The sequence below is a fragment of the Microvirga puerhi genome (assembly GCF_020089865.1).
Lineage (GTDB): Bacteria > Pseudomonadota > Alphaproteobacteria > Rhizobiales > Beijerinckiaceae > Microvirga > Microvirga puerhi.
On sequence record NZ_JAIRBM010000004.1, the window covers coordinates 102,553 to 124,248 of the forward strand.

The window sequence follows — 21,696 nt, forward strand, 5'->3', positions numbered from 1 at the left end:
AAATCAACATGCGACAGCCGAGGCTCAGGCCCCGCCCCCTTGCCGAATTTCTCGACGTATGCCTCGGCCCGAGCCTTGCGGCGCAAGGCTTTGCCTCGTCCGATGTGATCGTCGCATGGCCGGATATCGTGGGCGATCGGTTAGCTGAATTTACACAGCCTCTCAAGATCGAGTGGAAGCGGAAGGCCGCCCATGCGGACCCCGACGCTCGCCCCGATCCCGCGACCCTCGTGGTACGCGTGGAGAGCGCCTTCGCGTTGGAAATGCAGCATCTTGCACCGGTCGTGATGGACCGCGTGAACACCTATTACGGCTGGCGTTGCATCGGGAAACTGGTGCTCAAGCAGGGACCGGTGCGCCGAATCGAGAAGCCCCGGCCAGTTCCCCGCCCGCTGACCGAAGCCGATCGGGAGCGCCTTTCCACAGCGACGCGACCGATCGAGGAAGAGCCTTTGCGAGCCGCCCTGGATCGATTGGGCGAGGCTATCGTTGGTTCGGGCAGCGGCACACGCACGAAAGCGTGACGGCTGAGACGCTTGCCAGGCGACGCGTCTCACTCTACCGCAGAATGTAATCTCTCACGGAGCTTTTCGCAGATGATCACCCGGCGCCAAACGCTTCAGCTTCTCGGCACTGCCGCAGCGGTAGCCTTCATGGCCACGAGCCTGCCGGCCTTTGCGCAGAACGTCTCGGTCCAGGACCTGGCGGTTCAGGGGCCCCTCGGCGACGTCGCCCTCGGCCCGGCAGATGCCAAGGTCACGATCATCGAGTATGCCTCGCTCACCTGCTCCCATTGCGGACATTTCCACAGCGAAACCTGGCCCGAGCTGAAGAAGCGCTATATCGATACGGGCAAGGTCCGCTTCATCCTGCGGGAATTCCCCCTCGATCCCCTGGCGACCGCGGGCTTCATGCTTTCCCGCTGCGATGGGAACGACAAATATTATCCGATCACCGATCTCCTCTTCGAACAGCAGAAAAACTGGGCTTTCGTCGACAAGCCCCTCGACGCCTTGCGACAGATTATGAAGCAGGCCGGTTTTTCACAGGAGAAATTTGACGCTTGCTTGCGGGACCAGAAACTTTATGACGCGGTGAATGCGGTGAAGAACCGGGCTATTGAGCAGTTCAAGGTGGACTCGACCCCGACTTTCTTCATCAATGGTCAGCGTCATCCTGGAAGCATGTCGATCGATGAGCTTGAGCAGATTATCAAGCCCTTGCTGGGAGCCTAACTTCTCTCACCCCGCTCCCGCGGGGCGGGCTGGAAAGGCGCGTCGATGAAGCTGACGCGCCTTCGCATTGCCGGCTTCAAGACCTTTGTCGAGCCGATGGACTTCCTGATCGAGCCGGGTCTGACCGGCGTGGTCGGGCCGAACGGTTGCGGCAAGTCGAACCTCGTCGAGGCCCTGCGCTGGGTCATGGGAGAAAATTCCCACAAGAACATGCGCGCCTCGGGCATGGACGACGTCATTTTCTCCGGTTCTGGAGGCCGTCCGGCCCGGAACACGGCCGAGGTGATGCTCACCATCGACAATGTCGAGCGCACGGCCCCAGCCGCCTTCAACGATGCGGATCTTTTGGAAATTTCCCGCAAGATCGAGCGTGAGGAAGGCTCGACCTACCGGATCAACGGCAAGGAAGTGCGCGCCCGCGACGTGCAGATCCTGTTCGCCGATGCTGCCACGGGTGCCCGCTCTCCCGCGCTGGTGCGGCAAGGTCAGATCAGCGAGATCATCTCCGCCAAGCCGCAGGCCCGCCGCCGCATCCTCGAAGATGCCGCCGGCATTGCCGGCCTGCACGCCCGCCGCCACGAGGCGGAGCTACGCCTGAAGGCCGCCGAGGACAACCTCCTGCGCGTCGAGGACGTGATCCGCGAGCTGGAAACCCAGGTCGACAGCCTCAAGCGGCAGGGCCGGCAGGCCTCGCGCTACAAGAACCTCTCGTCTGAAATCCGCCGTCTCGAAGCCCTGCTCTACGCCATCGGCTTTGCCGAAGCCCGCGAGCAGGCGGCTGCCTCGGAGCAGCAGGCGGCCGATGATCTGAAGGCGGTCGCAGACCGGACCGAGGAGCAGACCAAGTCCGCGACGGCCCAGGCCATCGCCGCCCATGCTCTCCCGCCCCTCCGCGAAGCCGAGGCCAAGGCCGCCGCCGCTCTGCAGCGACTGACTCATGCCCGAAACGAGCTCGAATCCGAGGAGCGTCGCTCCAAGGAGCGCGTGACGGAACTCGAACGGCATATCGGCGACCTGAACCGGGACCTTGCCCGCGAGGCCGTCCAGCGCACCGATGCCGAGGCGACGATCGAGCGCCTCAAGGGCGAGGAAGCCGAGCTTGCCCTGACCACGGACGGCGCGGACGACGCCCGTGCCGAGAGCGAAGAGCGCCTCCAGAACGCCGAGGCCGAGCTTGCGGAAGCCGAGGCCTCCCTCGGAGCTCTCCAGGCTCAGACCTCCGATCTCAACGCACGTCGGGCAGCTCTCGAGCGGACGATCCGCGAGGAAATGGAGCGGGCGGCCCGCTTCGCGGCCGAGCGGGAACGGATCGAGCAGGACATCGCGGCCCTCGCGGCCCCTGTAGACGACGGTCCGGATATCGATACTCTCCGCGAAGACACCGCTTTTGCCGAAGAAACCGCGCAGAATGCGGAAGAGGCGGTGATCGGCGCCCGCGAAGCCCTTGCCGCCGCTCGCGAAGCGGAGCATCGCCTGCGCCAGCCCCTCAATGAAGCGGAGCGCAAGGCGCAGCGGCTCGAGACCGAGGCTCGCACCCTCGCGAAGCTCGTCACCTCCGCGACTGGCGACCTTTGGCCTCCGGCTCTCGACCAGATCACCGTGCAGAAGGGCTACGAGACGGCGCTCGGCGCCGCGCTCGGGGACGATCTCGACGCCTCCATCAATCCCACCGCCCCAGCACACTGGGCGGAAACGGGCCCCGGCACGGATGATCCGGCTCTGCCGGAAGGCATCCTTTCCCTAGCCGATCTCGCTCAGGCTCCCGCGCCCCTGCATCGGCGCCTGCGCCAGATCGGTGTCGTCTCGAAAGCCGACGGGCTTCGTCTGCGCGGACTCCTGAAGCCCGGTCAGCGCCTTGTCTCCCAGGAAGGCGACCTGTGGCGCTGGGACGGCTTTACCACAGCGGCGGAAGCCCCCTCCCCGGCCGCCCGGCGGCTTGCCGAGAAGAACCGCCTCGGCGACCTCGAGCGCGAGGCGGCCGCGGCCCGAGAGGACGTGGAGCGCCTGCGGCACGAGGCGGAGGAGTCTCTCAACGCCGTCCGCGCGGCAGCCTCCCATGAAATGCAGGCCATCGAATCGGCCCGCCAGACTCGGCAGGCGCTGGATGCCGCACGCACGCGCCTCGCCCATGCGGAGCGGCGTGAAGCCGAACTGGGCCAGCGCCGTTCGGCGCTTCAGGAAGGCCTGAGCCGCATTTCGGCAAGCGAGAGTGAAGCTCGCGAGCGTGCCGGCGAAGCCGAAGCCGCGTTCGAGGATCTGGCCCCCGCCCCCGATCTCGAAAACCGGCTGCTCGAGGAGCGGACTCGGGTTGCCGAGCGCCGCGCGGCGGCCTCCGAGGCGCGCGCTGCCCTGCAATCATTCGTCCACGAGGCTGAGCTCCGCCGCCGCCGGCAGGAGGCGATCGCCTCCGACATTCGCTTGTGGACCGAACGGGCGGCTCGGGCCGCCAAGGCTCTTGAGGATCTGGGAGAGCGCCTGGAACGCGCCCAGGACGAGCACCAACGGCTGCTTGAGGCTCCCGATACCTATCTCCTGCGCCGGCGCGCGCTCATCGCCGAAGTCGAGGAAGCCGAGGGCAAGCGCAAGGAAGCAGCCGACCGGCTTGCCGATGCCGAAACTCATCTTGCGGAATCCGACCGAGCCGCCCGTGCGGCCCTCGAAGCCCTGTCCGCAGCGCGCGAGGCCCGCGCAGGCTCGCAGGCACGGCACGAAGCTGCGATTCAGCGCCTCGCCGAAATTACCCGCGCCATCGCAGAGAATCTCGATACCACGCCGGCGGGACTCATCGAGCTTGCAGGACTGAAGGACGGCATCGAGCTCCCGAGCCAGAACGAGATCGAATCGAAGCTTCACTCCCTCAAGAACGACCGAGAGCGTCTCGGCGCGGTCAATCTGCGCGCCGAAGAGGAACTCGTGGAGCTCGAAACCAAACACGGCAGCATCGCCGGCGAGCGGGATGACCTGGTCGAGGCCATCAAACGGCTTCGCGGCGCCATCGGCAGCCTCAATCGCGAGGGTCGTGAACGGCTGCTTGCGGCGTTCGACGTTGTGAACGGCCACTTCCAGCGGCTCTTCACCACGTTGTTCGGCGGCGGCACGGCGGAGCTGACGCTGGTCGATTCGGACGATCCGCTCGAAGCCGGCCTGGAGATTCTCGCCCGCCCACCCGGCAAGAAACCGCAGAGCATGACCCTTCTCTCCGGTGGTGAACAGGCTCTGACGGCGACGGCTCTGATCTTTGCCGTCTTCCTCACGAATCCCTCGCCGATCTGCGTTCTCGACGAGGTCGATGCACCGCTCGACGACGCCAATGTGGAGCGCTACTGCGACCTCCTGGAAGAGATGGCCCGCAGCACCGAGACCCGTTTCGTGGTGATCACCCACAACCCGATCACCATGGCCCGCATGGATCGCCTCTTCGGCGTCACGATGGCGGAAAGAGGCGTCTCACAACTGGTTTCTGTCGATCTTCAGAGCGCCGAGCGCATCCTTGAGACGGCGTAAGGGTTTCAAGCTCAGCCATCATTCAGCCTCAGAATCGTGACCGTTTTCACGCAAGCCTGTTGCTAAGTCGCAATTTTAATATACAATTCAATGACTTAACCGTTTCTTGACAGTCCTTGACAGGGGGGACCCTCCCCCATATGTTTCGCGCGGCTTTCGGGGCCGGGATTCCAAGACCTTTCCCGCACCGCTTATCACAGGAGAACGCCATGGCGGACCCTACGAAGCGGAATGGTGAAGACGGTCGGGAGCCGACCAGTTCCGACGATGCTAACCTGACAGCGAGGCTGAAATCTCTCGATGCGCGGCTCGATCAAGCGACCGCACAGCGAACCAAGATTACAGAAGCGCCGTCCCGTTCGAAGTCCGATTCCAAAGCGCTCGGCCAGGCCTTCAGGCTTTCGGCAGAGTTCGTCTCAGGGGTCGTGGCCGGCGGGATCGTCGGATGGCTCGTCGATCATCTGTTCGGAATCTCACCCTGGGGGCTCATCGTGTGCATCATTCTCGGCTTCTGCGCCGGGATGCTCAATCTCCTGAGAGCGGCGGGCCTTGTAAAAGGGGCCCGGTATGATGAGAAGCGGTGATTCATCCCCATCCCAGCCAAGTTATGGCGACAGGTAAGAGCGATTTAAGAGCGGATCATGGCAAGCCCGATTGAGCAATTCCAGATCAAGCCGATCATTCCTGTCATCAACTTCACCAATTCCTCCCTGTTCATGGTCGGCGCCGTGGCGGTTATCGTTGGCGGGCTGATGCTCGCAACCCGCAAGCGCGCCATCGTTCCGGGCCGCGCTCAATCGGTCGCCGAGACTCTGCATGATTTCGTAGCCGGCACCCTGAGGGATGCCGCCGGCGAGGAGGGGATGAAGTTTTTCCCCCTCGTCTTCTCGCTCTTCATGTTCGTGTTCACGGCCAACATGCTCGGCATGATCCCGGGCTTCTTCACGGTCACGAGCCAGGTCATCGTCACTTTCTCGCTTGCGATCCTCGTGATGGGCACCGTCGTCATTTACGGACTGCTCAAGCATGGCACGCATTTCTTCGGCCTCTTCGTGCCTTCCGGCGTGCCGGTCTGGCTCCTGCCGTTCATCGTCGTGATCGAGCTGATTTCCTTCATCTCGCGTCCGGTTTCGCTCTCCTTGCGTCTCTTCGCGAACATGCTCGCAGGGCACATCGCGCTGAAGGTTTTCGGCGGCTTTGTCGCTGCCCTTCTGGGTGCGGGCGGGGCCTTGGCGATCCTCGCTCCGCTTCCGCTCTTCATGGCGGTCGCTCTCATGGCGCTCGAGTTCCTCGTCGCCGCTCTGCAGGCCTACGTCTTCACGGTGTTGACCTGCATCTACCTCAACGACGCGCTGCACCCGGGCCACTAGGTCTGCGCTGAGTTAATCCCCTCCCTCCCGGTCAAACACCAATCTTTCAAGGAGATCACGATGGATCCGGTTGCTTTCAAGTTCCTCGGCGCGGGCCTCGCCTGCATCGGCATGGGCCTCGCCGCTATGGGCGTCGGCAACATCTTCGGTAACTTCCTCTCGGGTGCCCTGCGCAACCCGTCGGCCGCTGACGGCCAGTTCGCTCGCGCCTTCATCGGCGCCGCGCTCGCAGAAGGTCTCGGCATCTTCTGCCTCGTCGTCGCCCTCGTCCTTCTGTTCACCTAACATTCCAACGGTGATCGGGAGGGCGAAGCGCTCAGGCGCTTCGCTTCGACAACGGTGACGGCGGGTCCACCGCCGTCATTCATTGTTTCTAGGATTACACAATCCTGTCAGGATCAGCTCCATGGCTCAGGCTCAGACGACCCATGCTGCAACGGAAGCGCCCGGTGGCGCTCACGAAGATGTCGGCTTTCCGCCCTTCCAGACGGAAAATTTCCCAGGCCAGGTCCTCTGGCTGACGATCACCTTCGTGGTGCTCTACGTTTTGGTTTCCAAACTGGTTCTGCCGCGTCTCTCGGGCATCATCGAGCATCGTCGCCAGACCATCGCAGGCGATCTCGACGAAGCCGCCGCCATGAAATCCCGCGCCGAGGAAGCCGGTGTCGCCTACGAGAAGGCGCTGTCCGAGGCCAAGGCCCGTGCACAGGCTCTCGCTCAGGAGGCCCGCTCCAAGGTCTCCGCCGAGACGGAAGCCAAGCGCAAGGCTCTCGAAGCCGATCTCGGCAAGCGTCTGGCCGAATCGGATGCGGTCATCGCCCAGAAAAAGGCGGAGGCCATGACTAACGTCCGCGGCATCGCCGTGGATACAGCGACCGCCATCGTCGAGCGGCTGACCGGCAAGGCTCCGGCTCCGCAGGCGATCGAAGCCGCTCTCGACCAACCCAAGGCCTGATCAGGAGATCCCCATGCTGTCCAGTGGTGAATTCTGGGTTGCCGTCGCCTTCGTGATTTTCTGGGGCATCCTGTTCTATTACGGCGTGCCCGGCAAAGTGATGAGTTCCCTCGACAGCCGCGGTAAGCGCATCGCGGACGAGCTCACCGAGGCCAAGCGCCTGCGGCAGGATGCCGAGAAGCTCCTCAAGGAGTTTCAGGCCAAGCGCGAAGCTGCCGAGCGCGAGGCCGCCGACATCGTCTCCACCGCCAAGGATGAGGCCGAGCGCATCGCTCGGGAAGCTCAGGAGAAGATGGCCGAGTTCGTGAAGCGCCGTACCGCCTCTGCCGAGGCAAAGATCGCCCAGGCCGAGGCTCAGGCCTCCGCCGAGGTGCGTGCCGCCGCCGTCGACGCCGCAGTGAAGGCGTCCGAGCGCGTGCTGCGCGATCAGCTTTCCGGCCCGGTAGGCGCCTCCCTCGTGGAGAAGAGCCTCAACGACGTCCGCGTGAAGCTTCAGTAAGCTCTTGCCGGAACCGCATCATCAAAGGCCGCCCGCAAGGCGGCCTTTTTCATTTGAGGAGATATCATGCTGCTGGTCTTCGATTGCGATGGCGTTCTCGTCGATTCGGAACCCCTGGCCTGCCGGATCGATGCCGAATTCCTGACCGAACTCGGCTTTCCCTATACGGCCCAGGAGATCACCACGCAGTTCGTCGGCGTCTCCTTAAAGGACATGATGGCTCGCATCGAGGCCGCCCACGGTCGCCGCCTGCCGGACGATTTCGGCGAGCGCCTCAACCGGACGCTGTTCACGCGGTTCGAGACAGAGCTGCAGCCGATTGCAGACATCCGGGAGGCCATTCTCGCCCTCCCCCATCCGCGCTGCGTCGCGTCCTCCTCGACCCACGACCGCATCGCCCTGTCGCTGCGCGTGACGGGGCTTGCGGATCTCTTCGCGAATGTCTTCAGCGCGTCTGAAGTCGCCCGTGGCAAGCCGGCGCCCGACCTCTTCCTGCACGCCGCCGCTCGCGTAGGTTACGCGCCGGACCAGTGCCTCGTGATCGAGGATTCGCCCGCCGGAGTGCGTGCCGCTTGTGCTGCCGGGATGCGGGTGATCGGATTCGTCGGCGGAGGCCATTGCGGACCTGCCCATGCGGACAAGCTACGGGATGCCGGCGCCCCGGTGATTCTGGAGCGGATGGCGGACCTGCCGGAGATGGTGCGCCGGTTCTCATCTCAAACAGTCTGACAGCACTCTCACTGTCATTCCGGGGCCGCGGAGCGGAGCCCGGAACCTATAACCGCCGACGATTCAGAATGTGTGCTGCGGCAAAAGCTACGCCCTTCCTGTCAATCTCTGTGGCTATGGGTTCCGGGCCTGCACGTCCGGTGCATCCCGGAATGACAACGGAAATCATAAAAGGAGCGGCCAGGATTTCTCCCGGCCGCTTCGACGATTGGATCAGCGAGACACCATCAATCGCTCTTCGCAAACACTCCGCACGATATTCTGCAACACAGCGACGCGCTTGCCGAGCCATGCCAGCTCCTCGGCAGTAATCTCATAGTGCTTCGAATAGCGCGCCTCCACATAGGCGCGCCTAAGCTTCTCGAAGAAGCGCCGCGCCTGCCGAGTGTCGCGCGGCCACACCGCAATGAGGCGTGTGTCAAGCCGCTCGCATTCCTTACGGAGTTTTTCGATGTTATGGAGCTTCGGCGTATAGAGCGTCAGTACCAGTAGCATGCAATGGTACAGTCGCTCCGTAGCCTGATGCATAAGGAACGCGGCCTCTCTCAATTGGTCGCTTTTGATGCTGACATGTGCAAGCTCCAGGAAGTGAACGGCACTCGGAAACCAATAATCGAAATACCCCTGTGCTTCCTCATGTGCCGCCTCCGGCGAGAGCGGCTTCGGCTCGGCGAAGGGATGCCCCTCCGCTTCGTAGAGCACGATGCCCTCGCGCACGATGTCCATGAAGAAGTAGCGACCGCGCGACAATTGATCGTTCACGTCCGATAGGCTGTGCACGATGAACTGGATCGGGTGACGCATGGGATTGATCAGGCTCTCGCGCAGGAACCGGTCCTCGGCGCCCTCCCAATAATCGGGATCCGTGAATTCCTCACCATTGACCACAACGAGCAGGTCGTAATCGGAAATGTAGCCTCCCGCCGGATCGCGCACGGCTTTGCCGCGTGCCTGCGAGCCGTAGAGGATCACTTTGAGGATGCGGCCTTGCTTGCGCTCAGGCGACAGCTTGCCCTTGAGTGCCTCCTCGAATTGCGAAAAGAGGACCTCCAGCGCCCGTTGCAAATCGTGGCGCTTTTTCTCCGGCAACTGATCAAGATCGGAGTGCATCTGACATTCGTTCCCCAAGGCACTCGATCATTTTCGGCGGCCTTTGGGAAGCCCTCTCCCTCGCGGGAGAGGGCCTCTAGACTTACTCAGCCGCTTCGGCGATCGGGGCCGGCGGGGTCCACTTGAGCACGGGGTTGCGCGCGGCGCGGGTCTCGTCGAGGCGGCGGCACGGAGCGTGATAGGGCGCCCCGGTGAAGCGGGCCGTATCGCCGTTCTTCGCCGCGAAGGCGAGATCGCGCAGCGTCGCGATGAAGAGATCCAGCGACACCTTCGATTCGGATTCCGTCGGCTCGATCAGCATCGCCCCGTGCACGACCAGCGGGAAATACATGGTCATGGGGTGATAGCCTTCGTCGATCATCGCCTTGGCGAAATCGAGGGTCGTGACGCCGGTATCCTTCAGCCACGTATCGTCGAACAGCACCTCATGCATGCACGGCTTGTCGCCGAAGGGCTGCGAGAACAGGTCCGAGAGCGAAGCGCGGATGTAGTTGGCGTTCAGCACCGCGTCTTCGGAAGCCTGCTTCATGCCGTCGGAGCCGTGCGAGAGCATGTAGGACAACGCGCGCACATACATGCCCATCTGGCCGTGGAAGGCGGTCATACGGCCGAAGGGAGTCTCGGCTGCATCTTCCTCATGCTCGACGAGGGTCAGCTCACCGTCCTTCACCGTCACGAACGGCACCGGAGCATAAGGAGCCAGCCGCGCCGAGAGCACCACCGGGCCCGAGCCCGGGCCGCCGCCGCCATGCGGCGTCGAGAAGGTCTTGTGCAGGTTGATGTGCATGGCGTCGACGCCGAGATCGCCCGGCTTCGCCTTGCCGACGATGGCGTTGAAGTTGGCGCCGTCGCAGTAGAAATAGGCGCCCGCATCGTGGATCGCCTTGGCGATTTCCGACACCTGGTTCTCGAACAGACCGCAGGTGTTCGGGTTCGTCAGCATGATCGCGGCCACATCCGGCCCGAGCAGCTTCTTCACGTCGTCCACATGCACCCAGCCATCATCGCGCGCCGGCACTGGCTTCACGACGAAGCCGATCAGCGCAGCGGTCGCGGGATTCGTTCCATGCGCAGAATCGGGAACCAGCACGACGTTGCGCGTCTTGCCCTCGCCGCGCGCCTCAATGGCGGCCTTGATCGCCATCATGCCGCAGAGCTCGCCATGGGCACCAGCCTTCGGCGAGAGCGCGACGGTCGTCATGTTGGTGAGCGTCACGAGATAGCGGGCAAGCTCGTTCATGAGTTCGAGCGCACCCTTCACCGTGGAGACCGGCTGGAGCGGATGCACGTCCGAGAAACCCGGCAGACGAGCCATGCGCTCATTGAGGCGCGCATTGTGCTTCATCGTGCACGAGCCGAGCGGGAAGAGGCCCGTATCGATGCCGTAGTTCATCTGGCTGAGGCGCACGTAGTGGCGCATCGTCTCCGGCTCGGAAAGACCCGGAAGGCCGATGGCATCCTTGCGCTCCATTCCACCCAGACGCGGCGTGAAAGCTTCCGGCTCGTCGAGATCGACGCCGGTCGTGTCGGTGCGGCCGAACTCGAAGATCAACGGTTCGATCTGCGCCAGCGCCTTGTTGCCGGTGAAGGTCGGATGCTCGGTGGTGCCGGCCTCGCCGGCGGTGGAGGGACGTCCCTGGCGGTTCAACATCACAGAACCTCCTTCAAGGCGGCAACGAAGGCCGCGCGATCATCGTCAGTGTTCACTTCGGTAGAGGCCACCAGAAGCAGATTGTCGAGCCCAGCGCCCGGCAGAAGACGCGACACCGGCACACCGCCGAGCACGCCTTTCTCGGCAAGGCGCTCAACGATCTCCGCCGCAGGCTTCGCGAGCCTCATGGTGAATTCGTTGAAGAAGGTTTTGTTGAGAACCTCGACACCCTTCACGCCCGAAAGCTGGTCGGCGAGCTTCACCGCATTGGCGTGATTGATGCGCGCCAACCGCGTCAGACCCGCTTCGCCGAGCAGCGACATGTGGATGGTGAAGGCGAGTGTGCACAGGCCCGAATTGGTGCAGATGTTCGAAGTCGCCTTGTCGCGGCGGATATGCTGCTCGCGGGTCGAGAGCGTCAGCACGAAACCGCGATTGCCGTCCGCATCCACGGTCTCGCCGCACAGGCGGCCCGGCATCTGGCGGATATATTTCGACTTCGCTGCAAAGAGGCCCACATAAGGCCCGCCGAAGTTCAGCGCGTTGCCGATGGACTGGCCTTCGCCGACGACGATATCGGCACCCTGGCTGCCGGGAGATTGCAGAAGCCCGAGAGACACGGCCTCCGTGAATACGGCGATCAGGAGCGCACCGTGCTGATGGGCCTTCTCGGCGATGGCCTTCAGGTCGCGCACATTGCCGAACATGTCCGGCGTCTGCACGACGACGCAGGAAATGCTGTCGTCGATCTGGGACAGGATGTCTTCGGTGCCGGACACGTCGGGCACCAGCGTTACGACCTCGTCGCTCGCCATGTCGGAGAGCGTCTTGACCACGTCGACGTAGTGCGGGTGCAGGCCGCCGGAGAGGACAGCCTTGCGGCGCTTGGTGACGCGATGCGCCATAAGCACCGCCTCGCCCGTGCCGGTGGAGCCATCGTACATGGATGCGTTCGCCACTTCCATGCCCGTGAGCGCCGCGACCTGCGTCTGGAACTCGAACAGGTATTGCAGCGTGCCTTGTGCGATTTCCGGCTGATACGGCGTGTAGCTCGTGAGGAACTCGGAGCGCTGGATCAGGTGATCCACCGTCGCGGGCACGTGGTGCTTATAGGCACCGGCGCCGACGAAGAACGGAACGCTCGAGGCCGACATGTTCTTCGCAGACATGCGGGAAAGGATGCGCTCCACTTCCATCTCGCCCTTGCGGCGAGGAAGATCGATGGGCGCCTTGAGGAGCTTGTCCTTCGGGATGTCGGCGAAGAGATCGTCGACCGACTTGGCCCCGATCCGCGCGAGCATCTCGCCGCGATCGGTGTCGGAGAGGGGAAGATAGCGCATCAGAAAAACCTTACGCGTTAATGCGAGGGAATGCCCGCAACGACCACTTCCGCGAGGACGGAATTGGCGATGAAGCATTCCTGGTGAGCAAGATGGTGAAGTTCGGCGATCTGCGCGGGCGTCGGCACCTTGTCTCCCGAAAAGGTGATCTTCGGATCGAGGGTCACCTTGGAGACGTAGAGTTTGCCCTTGTCGTTCTTGGTCATGACGCCATGTGCGTCGTCTTCGTAGGAATCGACAACGAAACGCTTCTTGGCGGCGAGATAGAGGAAGGTGAGCATATGGCAGCTCGAAATCGATGCCACCAGCGCCTCTTCGGGATCGACTGCATTTTCCAGCGAGTAAGGCAGCGGCACCGACGAGGGTGCCGACGAAGCCTGTACGGTAATTCCGCCGTCGAAGGACCAGCGGTGGCCGCGGCTGTAGCGATTGTCGCTGAAGACGGCCCCGTCGCGGGTCCAGGAGATCTTCGCGGTATATTCATGCGCCATGGCCGCAGCCTCCGTCGTTAGGAAATCGACTTCACGAATTCCTGGTATTGCTCTTCAGTCATCAGACCGTCGAGCTCGGCTGGATTCGTGAGGCGGATCTTCATGAACCAGCCTCGGCCCATTGCGTCCTCATTGACCGTGCCGGGTGTCTCTTCGAGGGAAGAGTTGACCTCGAGCACCTCGCCGGAAGCCGGAGCGTAAACTTCGCTCGCCGCCTTCACGCTTTCGACGACAGCCGCTTCGTCGCCCTTGGAGAGGCTTTTGCCGATGCTCGGCAGCTCCACGAACACGACGTCGCCGAGCTGCGACTGCGCATAATCGGAAATGCCGACGGTGCCGGCATCGCCCTCGACGCGGATGTATTCGTGGTCCTTGGTATAGCGCGTGGTCATTGTGATCCCCCTTGGATTGTCAGCGCTTGTAGCGATGCGGTGCGAACGGCATGGCGGCGACCTTGGCCGGAAGCGGCTTGCCGCGCACCATGAGATGGAGGTCCGTTCCCACTGTGGAAACGTCCCGTGAAACGTAGCCCATGGCGACGGGGCCGTTGACGGTCGGGCCGAAGCCGCCGGACGTCACAATGCCGACCTCGCGGCCGTCGGGCGTGGTGATCGGCGTGCCCTCGCGGGCGGGCGCCCGGCCTTCGGGTTTCAGGCCGACGCGGACCCGGGCCGCGCCATCCTTGATCTCGCGCTGGATCCGCGCGGCGCCAGGGAAGCCTCCCTCCTCGCGACGGCGCTTCTGGATCGACCAGATCAGGCCGGCCTCGATAGGCGAGGTCGTGGTGTCGATGTCGTGGCCGTAGAGGCATAGGCCCGCTTCGAGGCGGAGCGAATCACGGGCGCCGAGGCCTATCGGCTTGACCTCCGGATCGGCAAGAAGTGCACGCCACAGCTTGACCGCGTCCTCGGCCTTCACGGAAATCTCGTAGCCGTCCTCGCCCGTATACCCCGAGCGGGAGAGATGCACGTCGAGGCCTGCGAGCTTGGTCGCCTTGGTCGCCATGAAGGCCATGTCGGCCGTGTCGGGGGCAAGGCGCGCCACGATTTCGGCCGCCTTCGGTCCCTGGATGGCGAGGAGCGCCCGATCGTCGGCGCGGATAAGCTTCACGTCGGCCGGAAGCCGCGCCTGCATATGCGCATAATCCGCCTCCTTCATCGAGGCATTGACCACGAGCATGAGCTTGCCGTCGTCGGCAGGATCGGTCGGGCGCGTGACCATTAGGTCGTCCAGAATGCCGCCCTCGTCGCTCAGGAGCTGCGAATAGCGCTGCTGTCCCGGCTTCAGGTTCAGGATATCGGCCGGAACCAGAGCCTCGAGAGCCCGGGCGGTGGTCCCATGGTCCGGGCCCACCAGCGTGGCCTGGCCCATGTGCGAGACGTCGAACAGGCCCGCATGCTCACGGGTCCAGTTGTGCTCCGTCAGGATGCCCGTGGGATACTGGACCGGCATGTCGTAGCCGGCGAAAGGCACCATGCGGGCGCCTAAGCCTACGTGCTCGGCATGGAGCGGGGTTTTTAGGATCGGCTCGTCGGCGCGGACTGACTCGGCCATGAAATTCCCTCAAAAGGCGCGCGATTCATCGGGCCTTGCCGGCCCGTTCAGCGCCCCCTCTGTCCCGAGACCTGAGAGATTTCCCTTATCGCCTTCGCGCAAGGTTACGCCCGTCGGTGGGCGACGTCTCGCGACATCGCCTCTTTCCAGAGTGCCAGCTCCCGCGCGGTCCTTTGGCCTGAGCGTTTCCGGGGCGGTTGCGCCTTCGGCGCCGGACGCGAAGTCCGGTCTCTTCCGCGGGGATCAGCGGCTTCCTCACCTCTGAAGAGGATTTGCGATCCTGTCAATAAAGCAGGCTGCCGCAACCGAAAGCTTCCCGCCTCAATTGACGCCGCCCCCGCGACGCCCCATGCTTAGGGTATCTTTCACAGAAGGGGAGACGCGCGGCCAGAGCTGGTCGGCGGCTTCTGACGTCGTTGCTCGAACTGGTCATCGCTTTCGTTCTCATCGTCCTTAACGGCGTTTTTGCGCTTTCAGAACTCGCCCTCGTCTCCGCCCGCCGGGCTCGGCTTAAAACCCTTGCCGACCAGGGCCGCTCAGGTGCCACCACGGCCCTGGCACTCATGGAGGATTCGGGCCACTTCCTGTCCACGGTCCAGATCGGCATCACCCTCGTGGGCATCCTGGCCGGCGCCTTCTCCGGCGCGGCGCTTGGAAGCCGGTTGACCGAGATCCTTGGCGCCAACGGCGTGCCGCCGGGCGCGGCAGAGCCCCTTGGCTACGGCATCGTCATCGGCCTCATCACCTATTTCTCGATCGTCGTCGGCGAGTTAGTGCCCAAGCAGTTCGCCCTACGGAATCCGGAGAGCATCGCCTGCCTCGTCGCTCCGCTGATGATGCTCGTTTCAAAGATCGCGGCCCCGGCGGTCTGGCTGCTCAATGCCTCGACACGCCTGATCTTCCGCCTCCTCGGATCGAGCGCGGAAGGCGAGAACACCGTCACCGAAGAAGAAATCAAGATGCTCGTCGGCGAGGCCGAGAGCGCCGGCGTCATCGAAGAGGAAGAGCGGCGCATGATCGGCGGCGTTCTGCGCCTGGGCGACCGGATGGCCCGTGCCCTGATGACGCCCCGCACCGACGTGGACTGGATCGATCTGGATGACGAACCGGAGGCCATCCGCGAGACGCTCATGACGACCCCGCATTCCCGCCTGCCGGTGAGCGAGGGCAACTCCGACAACATGATCGGCGTCGTCGAATCGCGGGAACTGCTCGCGGCGATCCTGGCCGGCGAAGAGCTCGACATCCGCAAGCATGTGAAGACGACGCCCGTCATTCCGGACACGCTCGACGCCCTGGACGCTCTGACAGTGCTCCGGGATTCGCCGGTGCCGATGGCCCTGGTCCATGACGAATACGGCCATTTCGAAGGTGTCGTGACCCCCGCGGATGCCCTTGAGGCAATCGTCGGCGCCTTCCGTTCGGACGCGGAAGCCCCTGAGCCCAACGCCGTGCGCCGGGACGACGGCTCCTGGCTCCTGTCCGGCTCCATGCCGGTCGACGAGATGGCGGACGTCCTCTCCATCCCCCTCCCCGAGAACCGTAGCTATCATACGGTCGGCGGCCTGGTGATCAGCGAGATCCAGCACCTGCCGAATACGGGGGAACATGTGGACGCCTTCGGCTGGCGTTTCGAGGTCGTGGACCTCGACGGCCGCCGCATCGACAAGGTGCTTGCTATTCCTCTGAGCCAGCGCGCGGGAGTTACGGCACCGCTTCCTTAGTGAAGCCAGATGAGGGTGGGAGTTCGCATCGCACTGCTGAGAACAGTTCCGCGCTCTTAAGGGTCATTCAGTGAAACGCTTGGCCAGGAAGGCACGGCGGTGTCCCTGAGCGCTCTCCCCCGGCTTGTTCGCCAAAACTCCAAAGGGCTCATATCCGAGCCGAGCATAGAACCGCTCTGCCCGTGCGCTGGACGTGTCGAGCCATGCTCCATGGCAATCGCGGGAACGGGCGATGGACTCCGCTTCCGCCATCAAGCGCGCGCCAATTCCTTGGCCGCGCCATTCCTCGGACACCCAGAGCATCTTCACCAGAAGCCAGCCATAGGACGTCGAGCCGACCAGCCCACCGATCATCGTTCCTCCCGCATTCCGCGCCAAGAGTGTAAGCGGCCTCCCGTCGCTCGGGGGAACGTTCTTCCGAAGTGCCTCCAGAAGCTTCGCCTCAACCTCTTCCGCGATCGTTCCGGCGGGGTCATCTTCGACGGCAATGGCAACGGATTCACAATCGGACATGCTTCCTCACCCTAGCTGATTGGCATGCTACGGTACGGAAGGGACCGGCGCCGACCTCTCGGGTCATAGCCATAGCACAGCAGCTGGTCTCCTAGTGGTTAGATTGACGGGCGGAAGCCCTTGTAAAACATTGTTTCAAAGAGAACGGAACAATGTCACGCAAATCCCTCGATCAGACCATTGAACTCATCCGCCGTCTTGATCGGGCGAGAAGCCCGGTAGAGATATGCGGCCTCCTGCTGCCCATCCTGGGGCGGTTCGGCGCGGATCATGTCTTTGCCGGGCTCATCCCCAACCCTGGCAGCAGCCGCCAGCAGCAACTTTCCAACGTCATCCTCGACTATTGGCCGAAGGAATGGACTCACCGCTACTTCAGCCATGGCTACATCGCCAGCGATCCGGCCATCCGGAGCGTCTCAACGCTGCCGACCCCCTTTTTCTGGAACGAGCTCGAGCCCCTCTATCGTGATCGCCCGGAAGCGCGCCGGGTCATGCAGGAAGCGTCGGATTTCAAGCTCAAGTCGGGTTTCACGATACCACTTGCGACCCTTGAGGGAGATGTCGCCGGCTTTTCCATCGCTGGTGAGTATCTGGACATCTCGCCCGACGAGCGCGGCATGCTGACTCTCGTCGCGACCTATGCTCTCGGACGCGCGATCCTGATCCAGGAGAGCGCCGCGCAACCGAGCGCCGTTCTCTCGCCCCGGGAGCGCGAGGCTCTCCAATGGGCCGCCGAGGGCAAGTCCGAGTGGGAGATCGGAGAGCTGATGGGCATCAGCGAGCATGGCGTCGACAAGCACATGCGCGCGGCACGCCTCAAGCTCGGAACCACCAGTCGTACCCACGCCGTTGCCGAGGCTATCCGTATGGGCCTCATCAACTAGAGAGTACGCGAGCGCGTACTTATCCCTCCTGTGCGGATCGGCAGAATGTCAGTCCTCAAACCCACAGGAGGGAACATGATTCACATCGTGACGCCTGAGAATCAGCATCTGTTTCGAGACGAGATGGAGCAAGCCTATCGTCTGAGGCACCGTGTTTTCGTCGACGAAATGAAGTGGACCGACCTGGCGAGGGAGGACGGGCGCGAGATCGATCAGTTCGACAACGCGCATGCCGTGCACATGCTCTACATCGCCGATGGGCAGGTCCTGGGCTATCAGCGCATGCTGCCGTCCACCCGTCCCCATCTCCTTTCGGACGTGCTGCCTCAACTATGCGAAGGCGAAAGACCGGTGGGGCCTCATATCTGGGAATGGACCCGATACTGCGTCGCTCCCGGTCATCGGGAACGCGGGAGAGCGCTTAGCCCCGTCGCCAACGCGCTTCTATCGGGAATCGTGGAGTGGGGCCTCGCCAGCGGTATTTCCACCATCATCATCGAGATGAATCCCCTATGGTTGCTCCGTCTCGTCCAACTGTACTTCCGAACGACGCCTCTCGGCCTGCCGCAGAAGGTCGGCGATGAGGATGTTCTGGCGGTCACCGCCTCTTTTGATCGGCGCACCCTTCTTCGGCTTCAGGAAATGCGCGGGAACAATCTGCGCGTGCTGGCAGAGCCGGAGCCGACCGTCCGGCGCCTTGCGGGGTAATCATGACCAAAGCTGTTTTGAACCTGACATTCGAGGAGGAGTTCATGGTCCTCCTTTTCTGGGCCTATGGCAAAGACCTCGAGGCGAAGCTGGGAGCTGAGAGAATACGGGCGATTCCCGGTCTCACGAAAGCTATCGAAGCAATCTCGCCCCTGCCCTCAGCCATCGGATGGGGCGACAAACCCCTCACGGTGAAGAGGGGTGGGCAGCGGCGGAATCCTGAGCAGCGGCTTTAGCAAGATCAACGATGGCCCGGCGCATGGCCGGGCTGTCGATTCTGCGGAACGCCTGGGCCAGCTCGACGCCTTCCCGGCTGAAGAGGAATTCGTGAACGTCCTGCGAAGCCGCGTCTTCGGTCACGACACCTGTGGTCGCGAAGAATGCGGCGACCGGGACCCCCAGGGCTATCGCGATCTGCTGCAGGCGGCTGGCACCGACTCGGTTGGCGCCCTTTTCATACTTCTGGATTTGCTGAAACGTGATCCCGAGGAGTTCGCCAAGGCGCTCCTGGCTCATGCCGATCGCGATTCGCCGATCGCGTATTCGCATTCCAACCGCCCTGTCGACGGGACCGGCAGATTTCTTCGACACGAGCCTTTCCTCCGGCACGGTACAACGTTGCATTGATCTAGACGGTCACGTGAAAAAGGCAACATAGTTCTCAATGATTCATTGCCGAGAAGTGCGCTGCCACTCCTGTTCCGGGCGAAATTCGCTTCACCGGACAAGGTCTCTCCACAATAAAATGCCCCGCCGAAGCGGGGCATCAGAATGGATTATGATCTGTTGAAACCGTCGGGGCGCTCTACTTCGCCGGAACGGTCTCCTTCACGGGCGTCGGACTGGGGGTAGCCTTCCGGGCGACCTCGTCGGCTTCCTGACGGAGTTTGTCGACGACTTCGGTCCGTTTGGCCTCGCGCTCCTTTTGGCGCTCAGCCTCGGCCTTCATCTTGGCGTCGGATTCGGATGAGTAGCGGGAATAGCACATGGCATCCTCCCTCCATGGACCATGAAGGAAACGCGCTTCGAGGATGGCGAGTTCCGGTCGAAATCCATGCGATTTTCCGCTAGGGTCCGCTTGAGTCCCGCTGCGTCAGCCTCGCTTGCGGCGAGGGGTGGCAGCGCCATTGCCGCCGAGGCCGACTTCGATTTCGAACGCGTTCGCATCCGCAGCCGGGACGACGATTCCTTCCTCGATCACGGCGAAGGTTCCTTGCGTATCGCCAGCCGGAATCGCCACACTCATCCGCTTGGAGCGATTGGCAATGACGGTATCGCCCCGTTTCACGATAATCTGCACCGGCACATCGTACCGCCCCGGCGCTCCGCTCGCGCCGAGAAGAGCCCGGCCTTCGACGCCCACCTTCACCACTGTCGATCCATCCGGCTGACCGGCGCATTCACGGGCCAGGTTGCCGATGGAGATCTGGCTGCGCAGGCCACTGCTCTCACCGACGCGGCCGCCGGCAAAAGCCTGAATCGCGGAGCCGCCCTCCATGATATCGACAGGCGGGCAATAGACATCCTCGAGCACTTTCTTCTGGGCGGGAGGCACCGTCGTGCCGGCGAAAAGCACCATGTTGCCGAGAGACGATCCGCCCTCGCCTGGTGCACCGCAGCCGGTCAGAGCCGAAAAGCCCAGCACTGCAAGGGCCAAGCCCGCCTTCGCGTTCGATCCGCTCATGATGATATCCCCCACCGTCCCTCGTTTGGCTGCTCTTACGGCAGCGCGTCGAACCCGGCCGCAAATCCGTTCAGCGACACGGGAATGCCGATGCCCTCCTCGGGCGTCTGGAACACGATGAAGGTGGCTGTCTGCCCGGTCTTCATCTGGTTCACGAGATTGTCCTCCATGACCACCTCGGCGACGCATCCCGTCGACAGGCAGCGCACGAAGCCTGCTCGGCCGATATCGGTCTGGTCGATCTTGAGGCCGAGCCCGGACGGCAACAGAATACCGAGCGGGGCGACCACGCGAAGCAGCCGGCTCTTCGCATCGGCGGTTTTCAACACAATTATCACGAGCGTCACGTTGGGACGATCTTCGGCCGCCACATTCTGCACCAGAGCGCATTGCTCGCTGCTGGCACCGGCCGGCGTTTCGCACCGCATCTGCCAGTCGCCGAAGGTATTCTTGACCATGCCCTGGGCCTGAGCGCCATCCGCATAGGCCGCGCCGAGCAAGGCAAGGACAGCGGCCGTTGCGCGACCAATCCAACGAGACATGCTCACGGGCACCTCCGTTCTCGAATCCATCATGCAGGGGCGGCCAAGCCGCGCCATTCGGAAGGCCGTTGGGACCATGCCGAGGGCGTGGATGTCAAGCGAGAGGATCCCTCACGAGGCGATATTGAGTCACGGAATTTAGGTTTTGGCGGTTATGACGCACAAATTGCGACGCTTGAGCCGTTGCGCTCCTGCCCATCCTGTGGTCATAGACGCTGGATCAAAGGTGATGGCGCAGGCCGGGCACCGCATTTTGCACGCCCACGCCCTCCCCGATGCACTTCGTGGCCTCCTGGCCATTACATCTTAGGAGCTTTGGAAGACCGATGCGGATCGAGACCTTAAGACTTCGATCGGTGACTGCGCTTTCCACGGCGGCGGTCGCACTTGTGTTGGGCATAAGTGAGGCAGCGGCAGGGACCGGCGCACCTTCCCCATGGGAAGCGACCATGCAGGGCATGGTGACGGAAGTCGGACGCGATCTGTCCAACTTCCATACCTACCTGGTCTGGCTCATCGCCATCATCTGCCTTTTCGTGGCAGCACTCATCGTCATCGTCATCCTCCGTTTCAACGAACGGACGAATCCGGTCCCGTCGCGGACGACCCACCACACGCTCCTGGAGGTCGCCTGGACCATCGTACCGGTGCTGATCCTCGTCGCGATCGCTATTCCGTCCTTCCGCCTTCTGCGTCAGCAGCTCGTGGTGCCCCCGGCGGACATGGTGGTGAAGGTCACCGGCTATGCCTGGTACTGGGGCTATGAATACCCGGCCGACCAGGGCGGCGGTTTCAAGTTCGATTCGAACATGGTCGACGCCAAGGACCTGAAGCCCGGCCAGCCGCGACTCCTCACCGTCGACAATGAGATGGTCGTTCCGGTGAACAAGATCGTAAAGGTCCAGGTCACCGCCGCCGACGTTCTCCATTCCTTCGCCATGCCATCCTTCGGCATCAAGGTTGACGCCGTTCCGGGCCGCCTCAACGAGACCTGGTTCAAGGCGGAGGCCGAGGGCACCTATCACGGTCAGTGCTCGGAGCTCTGCGGCAACGGTCACCCCTACATGCCCATCACGATCCGCGTGGTGAGCGAGCAGCAATATGCCGCTTGGCTTGCCGAGGCGAAACAGAAGTATGCTGCCGTCGACGGGCCGATCCCGGTCAGACTTGCGACTGCTCAGTAATTCAAAAACGAAGGACCAC

The 21,696-nt window shown here is 63.1% G+C and carries 24 protein-coding genes and 1 riboswitch; of the genes, 13 read left to right on the forward strand and 11 right to left on the reverse strand.

Features of this window, described 5'->3' with window-relative positions:
• Positions 1-8: 8 nt before the first annotated feature.
• The 9 genes from K9B37_RS06695 (at position 9) to K9B37_RS06735 (ending at position 8,292) form a co-directional block, all read left to right on the forward strand.
• Complete coding sequence (locus K9B37_RS06695; protein WP_224312300.1) at positions 9-524, forward strand: DUF721 domain-containing protein; 516 nt, start codon at positions 9-11, stop codon at positions 522-524.
• A 72-nt stretch (positions 525-596) separates the two neighbouring features.
• Positions 597-1,235 carry a DsbA family protein gene (locus tag K9B37_RS06700; protein WP_224312301.1) on the forward strand — a complete coding sequence of 213 codons (639 nt, stop codon included), beginning with the start codon at positions 597-599 and terminating at the stop codon, positions 1,233-1,235.
• 45 nt (positions 1,236-1,280) lie between these two features.
• Positions 1,281-4,739 carry a chromosome segregation SMC family protein gene (locus K9B37_RS06705; protein ID WP_224312302.1) on the forward strand — a complete coding sequence of 1,153 codons (3,459 nt, stop codon included), beginning with the start codon at positions 1,281-1,283 and terminating at the stop codon, positions 4,737-4,739.
• Between the two features lie 209 nt (positions 4,740-4,948).
• The gene (locus K9B37_RS06710) at positions 4,949-5,323 is read left to right on the forward strand and encodes an AtpZ/AtpI family protein (protein ID WP_224312303.1); all 375 of its coding nucleotides are present in this window, start codon (positions 4,949-4,951) and stop codon (positions 5,321-5,323) included.
• A gap of 57 nt (positions 5,324-5,380) precedes the next feature.
• A complete protein-coding gene (locus K9B37_RS06715; protein ID WP_224312304.1) occupies positions 5,381-6,109 on the forward strand; it encodes a F0F1 ATP synthase subunit A in 729 nt (242 codons plus the stop codon).
• A gap of 60 nt (positions 6,110-6,169) precedes the next feature.
• Complete coding sequence (locus K9B37_RS06720) at positions 6,170-6,394, forward strand: F0F1 ATP synthase subunit C (protein WP_009764739.1); 225 nt, start codon at positions 6,170-6,172, stop codon at positions 6,392-6,394.
• A gap of 121 nt (positions 6,395-6,515) precedes the next feature.
• Positions 6,516-7,064, forward strand: coding sequence for a F0F1 ATP synthase subunit B family protein (locus K9B37_RS06725; RefSeq protein ID WP_224312305.1), 549 nt, complete (start codon positions 6,516-6,518; stop codon positions 7,062-7,064).
• Positions 7,065-7,080: 16 nt separating this feature from the next.
• Positions 7,081-7,563 (forward strand): F0F1 ATP synthase subunit B family protein, encoded by a 483-nt coding sequence (locus K9B37_RS06730; protein WP_224312516.1) that lies wholly within the window; start codon positions 7,081-7,083, stop codon positions 7,561-7,563.
• A gap of 66 nt (positions 7,564-7,629) precedes the next feature.
• Positions 7,630-8,292, forward strand: coding sequence for an HAD family hydrolase (locus tag K9B37_RS06735; protein ID WP_224312306.1), 663 nt, complete (start codon positions 7,630-7,632; stop codon positions 8,290-8,292).
• A 213-nt stretch (positions 8,293-8,505) separates the two neighbouring features.
• On the opposite strand, the gene K9B37_RS06740 is transcribed toward K9B37_RS06735, so the two are convergent.
• The 6 genes from K9B37_RS06740 to gcvT form a co-directional block, all read right to left on the reverse strand.
• The gene (locus tag K9B37_RS06740) at positions 8,506-9,402 is read right to left on the reverse strand and encodes a HEPN domain-containing protein (protein WP_224312307.1); all 897 of its coding nucleotides are present in this window, start codon (positions 9,400-9,402) and stop codon (positions 8,506-8,508) included.
• A gap of 82 nt (positions 9,403-9,484) precedes the next feature.
• Positions 9,485-11,053, reverse strand: coding sequence for an aminomethyl-transferring glycine dehydrogenase subunit GcvPB (gene gcvPB, locus K9B37_RS06745; protein WP_224312308.1), 1,569 nt, complete (start codon positions 11,051-11,053; stop codon positions 9,485-9,487).
• The gene (gcvPA, locus tag K9B37_RS06750; protein ID WP_224312309.1) at positions 11,053-12,393 is read right to left on the reverse strand and encodes an aminomethyl-transferring glycine dehydrogenase subunit GcvPA; all 1,341 of its coding nucleotides are present in this window, start codon (positions 12,391-12,393) and stop codon (positions 11,053-11,055) included. Before gcvPA ends, gcvPB begins: the two co-directional genes overlap by 1 nt.
• A gap of 17 nt (positions 12,394-12,410) precedes the next feature.
• Positions 12,411-12,884: an OsmC family protein gene (locus K9B37_RS06755; RefSeq protein WP_224312310.1), complete on the reverse strand. Its 474-nt coding sequence runs from the start codon at positions 12,882-12,884 to the stop codon at positions 12,411-12,413.
• A 17-nt stretch (positions 12,885-12,901) separates the two neighbouring features.
• Positions 12,902-13,276, reverse strand: coding sequence for a glycine cleavage system protein GcvH (gcvH, locus tag K9B37_RS06760; RefSeq protein WP_224312311.1), 375 nt, complete (start codon positions 13,274-13,276; stop codon positions 12,902-12,904).
• Positions 13,277-13,295: 19 nt separating this feature from the next.
• Complete coding sequence (gene gcvT, locus K9B37_RS06765; RefSeq protein ID WP_224312312.1) at positions 13,296-14,438, reverse strand: glycine cleavage system aminomethyltransferase GcvT; 1,143 nt, start codon at positions 14,436-14,438, stop codon at positions 13,296-13,298.
• 156 nt (positions 14,439-14,594) lie between these two features.
• Positions 14,595-14,685, reverse strand: a riboswitch (glycine riboswitch).
• Between the two features lie 169 nt (positions 14,686-14,854).
• Between gcvT and K9B37_RS06770 the strand changes: the two genes are divergently transcribed.
• On the forward strand, positions 14,855-16,162 hold the full coding sequence (locus K9B37_RS06770; RefSeq protein WP_224312313.1) for a hemolysin family protein: 1,308 nt from the start codon (positions 14,855-14,857) through the stop codon (positions 16,160-16,162).
• A gap of 63 nt (positions 16,163-16,225) precedes the next feature.
• Here the strand turns inward: K9B37_RS06770 and K9B37_RS06775 are convergent, their stop codons facing one another.
• Complete coding sequence (locus K9B37_RS06775) at positions 16,226-16,675, reverse strand: GNAT family N-acetyltransferase (RefSeq protein WP_224312314.1); 450 nt, start codon at positions 16,673-16,675, stop codon at positions 16,226-16,228.
• A gap of 152 nt (positions 16,676-16,827) precedes the next feature.
• On the opposite strand from K9B37_RS06775, the gene K9B37_RS06780 reads away from it, so the two are divergent.
• The gene (locus K9B37_RS06780; RefSeq protein WP_224312315.1) at positions 16,828-17,559 is read left to right on the forward strand and encodes a helix-turn-helix transcriptional regulator; all 732 of its coding nucleotides are present in this window, start codon (positions 16,828-16,830) and stop codon (positions 17,557-17,559) included.
• Between the two features lie 75 nt (positions 17,560-17,634).
• Complete coding sequence (locus K9B37_RS06785; protein ID WP_224312316.1) at positions 17,635-18,267, forward strand: acyl-homoserine-lactone synthase; 633 nt, start codon at positions 17,635-17,637, stop codon at positions 18,265-18,267.
• Positions 18,268-18,453: 186 nt separating this feature from the next.
• Here the strand turns inward: K9B37_RS06785 and K9B37_RS06790 are convergent, their stop codons facing one another.
• From K9B37_RS06790 to K9B37_RS06805, 4 genes are all read right to left on the reverse strand, one after another.
• Positions 18,454-18,891, reverse strand: a complete 438-nt coding sequence (locus K9B37_RS06790; RefSeq protein ID WP_224312317.1) for a helix-turn-helix domain-containing protein — start codon at positions 18,889-18,891, stop codon at positions 18,454-18,456.
• Between the two features lie 181 nt (positions 18,892-19,072).
• The gene (locus K9B37_RS06795; protein ID WP_224312318.1) at positions 19,073-19,255 is read right to left on the reverse strand and encodes a hypothetical protein; all 183 of its coding nucleotides are present in this window, start codon (positions 19,253-19,255) and stop codon (positions 19,073-19,075) included.
• A gap of 105 nt (positions 19,256-19,360) precedes the next feature.
• Entirely contained in the window at positions 19,361-19,951 is a 591-nt protein-coding gene (locus tag K9B37_RS06800; RefSeq protein ID WP_224312319.1) for a hypothetical protein, read from the reverse strand.
• A 35-nt stretch (positions 19,952-19,986) separates the two neighbouring features.
• On the reverse strand, positions 19,987-20,493 hold the full coding sequence (locus K9B37_RS06805) for an invasion associated locus B family protein (protein ID WP_224312517.1): 507 nt from the start codon (positions 20,491-20,493) through the stop codon (positions 19,987-19,989).
• Positions 20,494-20,819: 326 nt separating this feature from the next.
• On the opposite strand from K9B37_RS06805, the gene coxB reads away from it, so the two are divergent.
• Complete coding sequence (gene coxB, locus K9B37_RS06810) at positions 20,820-21,677, forward strand: cytochrome c oxidase subunit II (protein WP_255616475.1); 858 nt, start codon at positions 20,820-20,822, stop codon at positions 21,675-21,677.
• Positions 21,678-21,696: the final 19 nt, after the last annotated feature.

Bases quoted from the DNA above. Each gene is read 5' to 3' on its own strand.
- K9B37_RS06740 (WP_224312307.1), bottom strand. From the start codon at position 9,402: ATGCACTCCGATCTTGATCAGTTGCCGGAGAAAAAGCGCCACGATTTG.
- K9B37_RS06710 (WP_224312303.1), top strand. From the start codon at position 4,949: ATGGCGGACCCTACGAAGCGGAATGGTGAAGACGGTCGGGAGCCGACC.
- K9B37_RS06795 (WP_224312318.1), bottom strand. From the start codon at position 19,255: ATGTGCTATTCCCGCTACTCATCCGAATCCGACGCCAAGATGAAGGCC.
- gcvPB (WP_224312308.1), bottom strand. From the start codon at position 11,053: ATGTTGAACCGCCAGGGACGTCCCTCCACCGCCGGCGAGGCCGGCACC.
- K9B37_RS06735 (WP_224312306.1), top strand. From the start codon at position 7,630: ATGCTGCTGGTCTTCGATTGCGATGGCGTTCTCGTCGATTCGGAACCC.
- K9B37_RS06800 (WP_224312319.1), bottom strand. From the start codon at position 19,951: ATGAGCGGATCGAACGCGAAGGCGGGCTTGGCCCTTGCAGTGCTGGGC.
- gcvPA (WP_224312309.1), bottom strand. From the start codon at position 12,393: ATGCGCTATCTTCCCCTCTCCGACACCGATCGCGGCGAGATGCTCGCG.
- K9B37_RS06705 (WP_224312302.1), top strand. From the start codon at position 1,281: ATGAAGCTGACGCGCCTTCGCATTGCCGGCTTCAAGACCTTTGTCGAG.
- coxB (WP_255616475.1), top strand. From the start codon at position 20,820: ATGCGGATCGAGACCTTAAGACTTCGATCGGTGACTGCGCTTTCCACG.
- gcvH (WP_224312311.1), bottom strand. From the start codon at position 13,276: ATGACCACGCGCTATACCAAGGACCACGAATACATCCGCGTCGAGGGC.
- K9B37_RS06725 (WP_224312305.1), top strand. From the start codon at position 6,516: ATGGCTCAGGCTCAGACGACCCATGCTGCAACGGAAGCGCCCGGTGGC.
- gcvT (WP_224312312.1), bottom strand. From the start codon at position 14,438: ATGGCCGAGTCAGTCCGCGCCGACGAGCCGATCCTAAAAACCCCGCTC.
- K9B37_RS06775 (WP_224312314.1), bottom strand. From the start codon at position 16,675: ATGTCCGATTGTGAATCCGTTGCCATTGCCGTCGAAGATGACCCCGCC.
- K9B37_RS06755 (WP_224312310.1), bottom strand. From the start codon at position 12,884: ATGGCGCATGAATATACCGCGAAGATCTCCTGGACCCGCGACGGGGCC.
- K9B37_RS06700 (WP_224312301.1), top strand. From the start codon at position 597: ATGATCACCCGGCGCCAAACGCTTCAGCTTCTCGGCACTGCCGCAGCG.
- K9B37_RS06720 (WP_009764739.1), top strand. From the start codon at position 6,170: ATGGATCCGGTTGCTTTCAAGTTCCTCGGCGCGGGCCTCGCCTGCATC.
- K9B37_RS06790 (WP_224312317.1), bottom strand. From the start codon at position 18,891: ATGCAACGTTGTACCGTGCCGGAGGAAAGGCTCGTGTCGAAGAAATCT.
- K9B37_RS06695 (WP_224312300.1), top strand. From the start codon at position 9: ATGCGACAGCCGAGGCTCAGGCCCCGCCCCCTTGCCGAATTTCTCGAC.
- K9B37_RS06785 (WP_224312316.1), top strand. From the start codon at position 17,635: ATGATTCACATCGTGACGCCTGAGAATCAGCATCTGTTTCGAGACGAG.
- K9B37_RS06715 (WP_224312304.1), top strand. From the start codon at position 5,381: ATGGCAAGCCCGATTGAGCAATTCCAGATCAAGCCGATCATTCCTGTC.
- K9B37_RS06805 (WP_224312517.1), bottom strand. From the start codon at position 20,493: ATGTCTCGTTGGATTGGTCGCGCAACGGCCGCTGTCCTTGCCTTGCTC.
- K9B37_RS06780 (WP_224312315.1), top strand. From the start codon at position 16,828: ATGTCACGCAAATCCCTCGATCAGACCATTGAACTCATCCGCCGTCTT.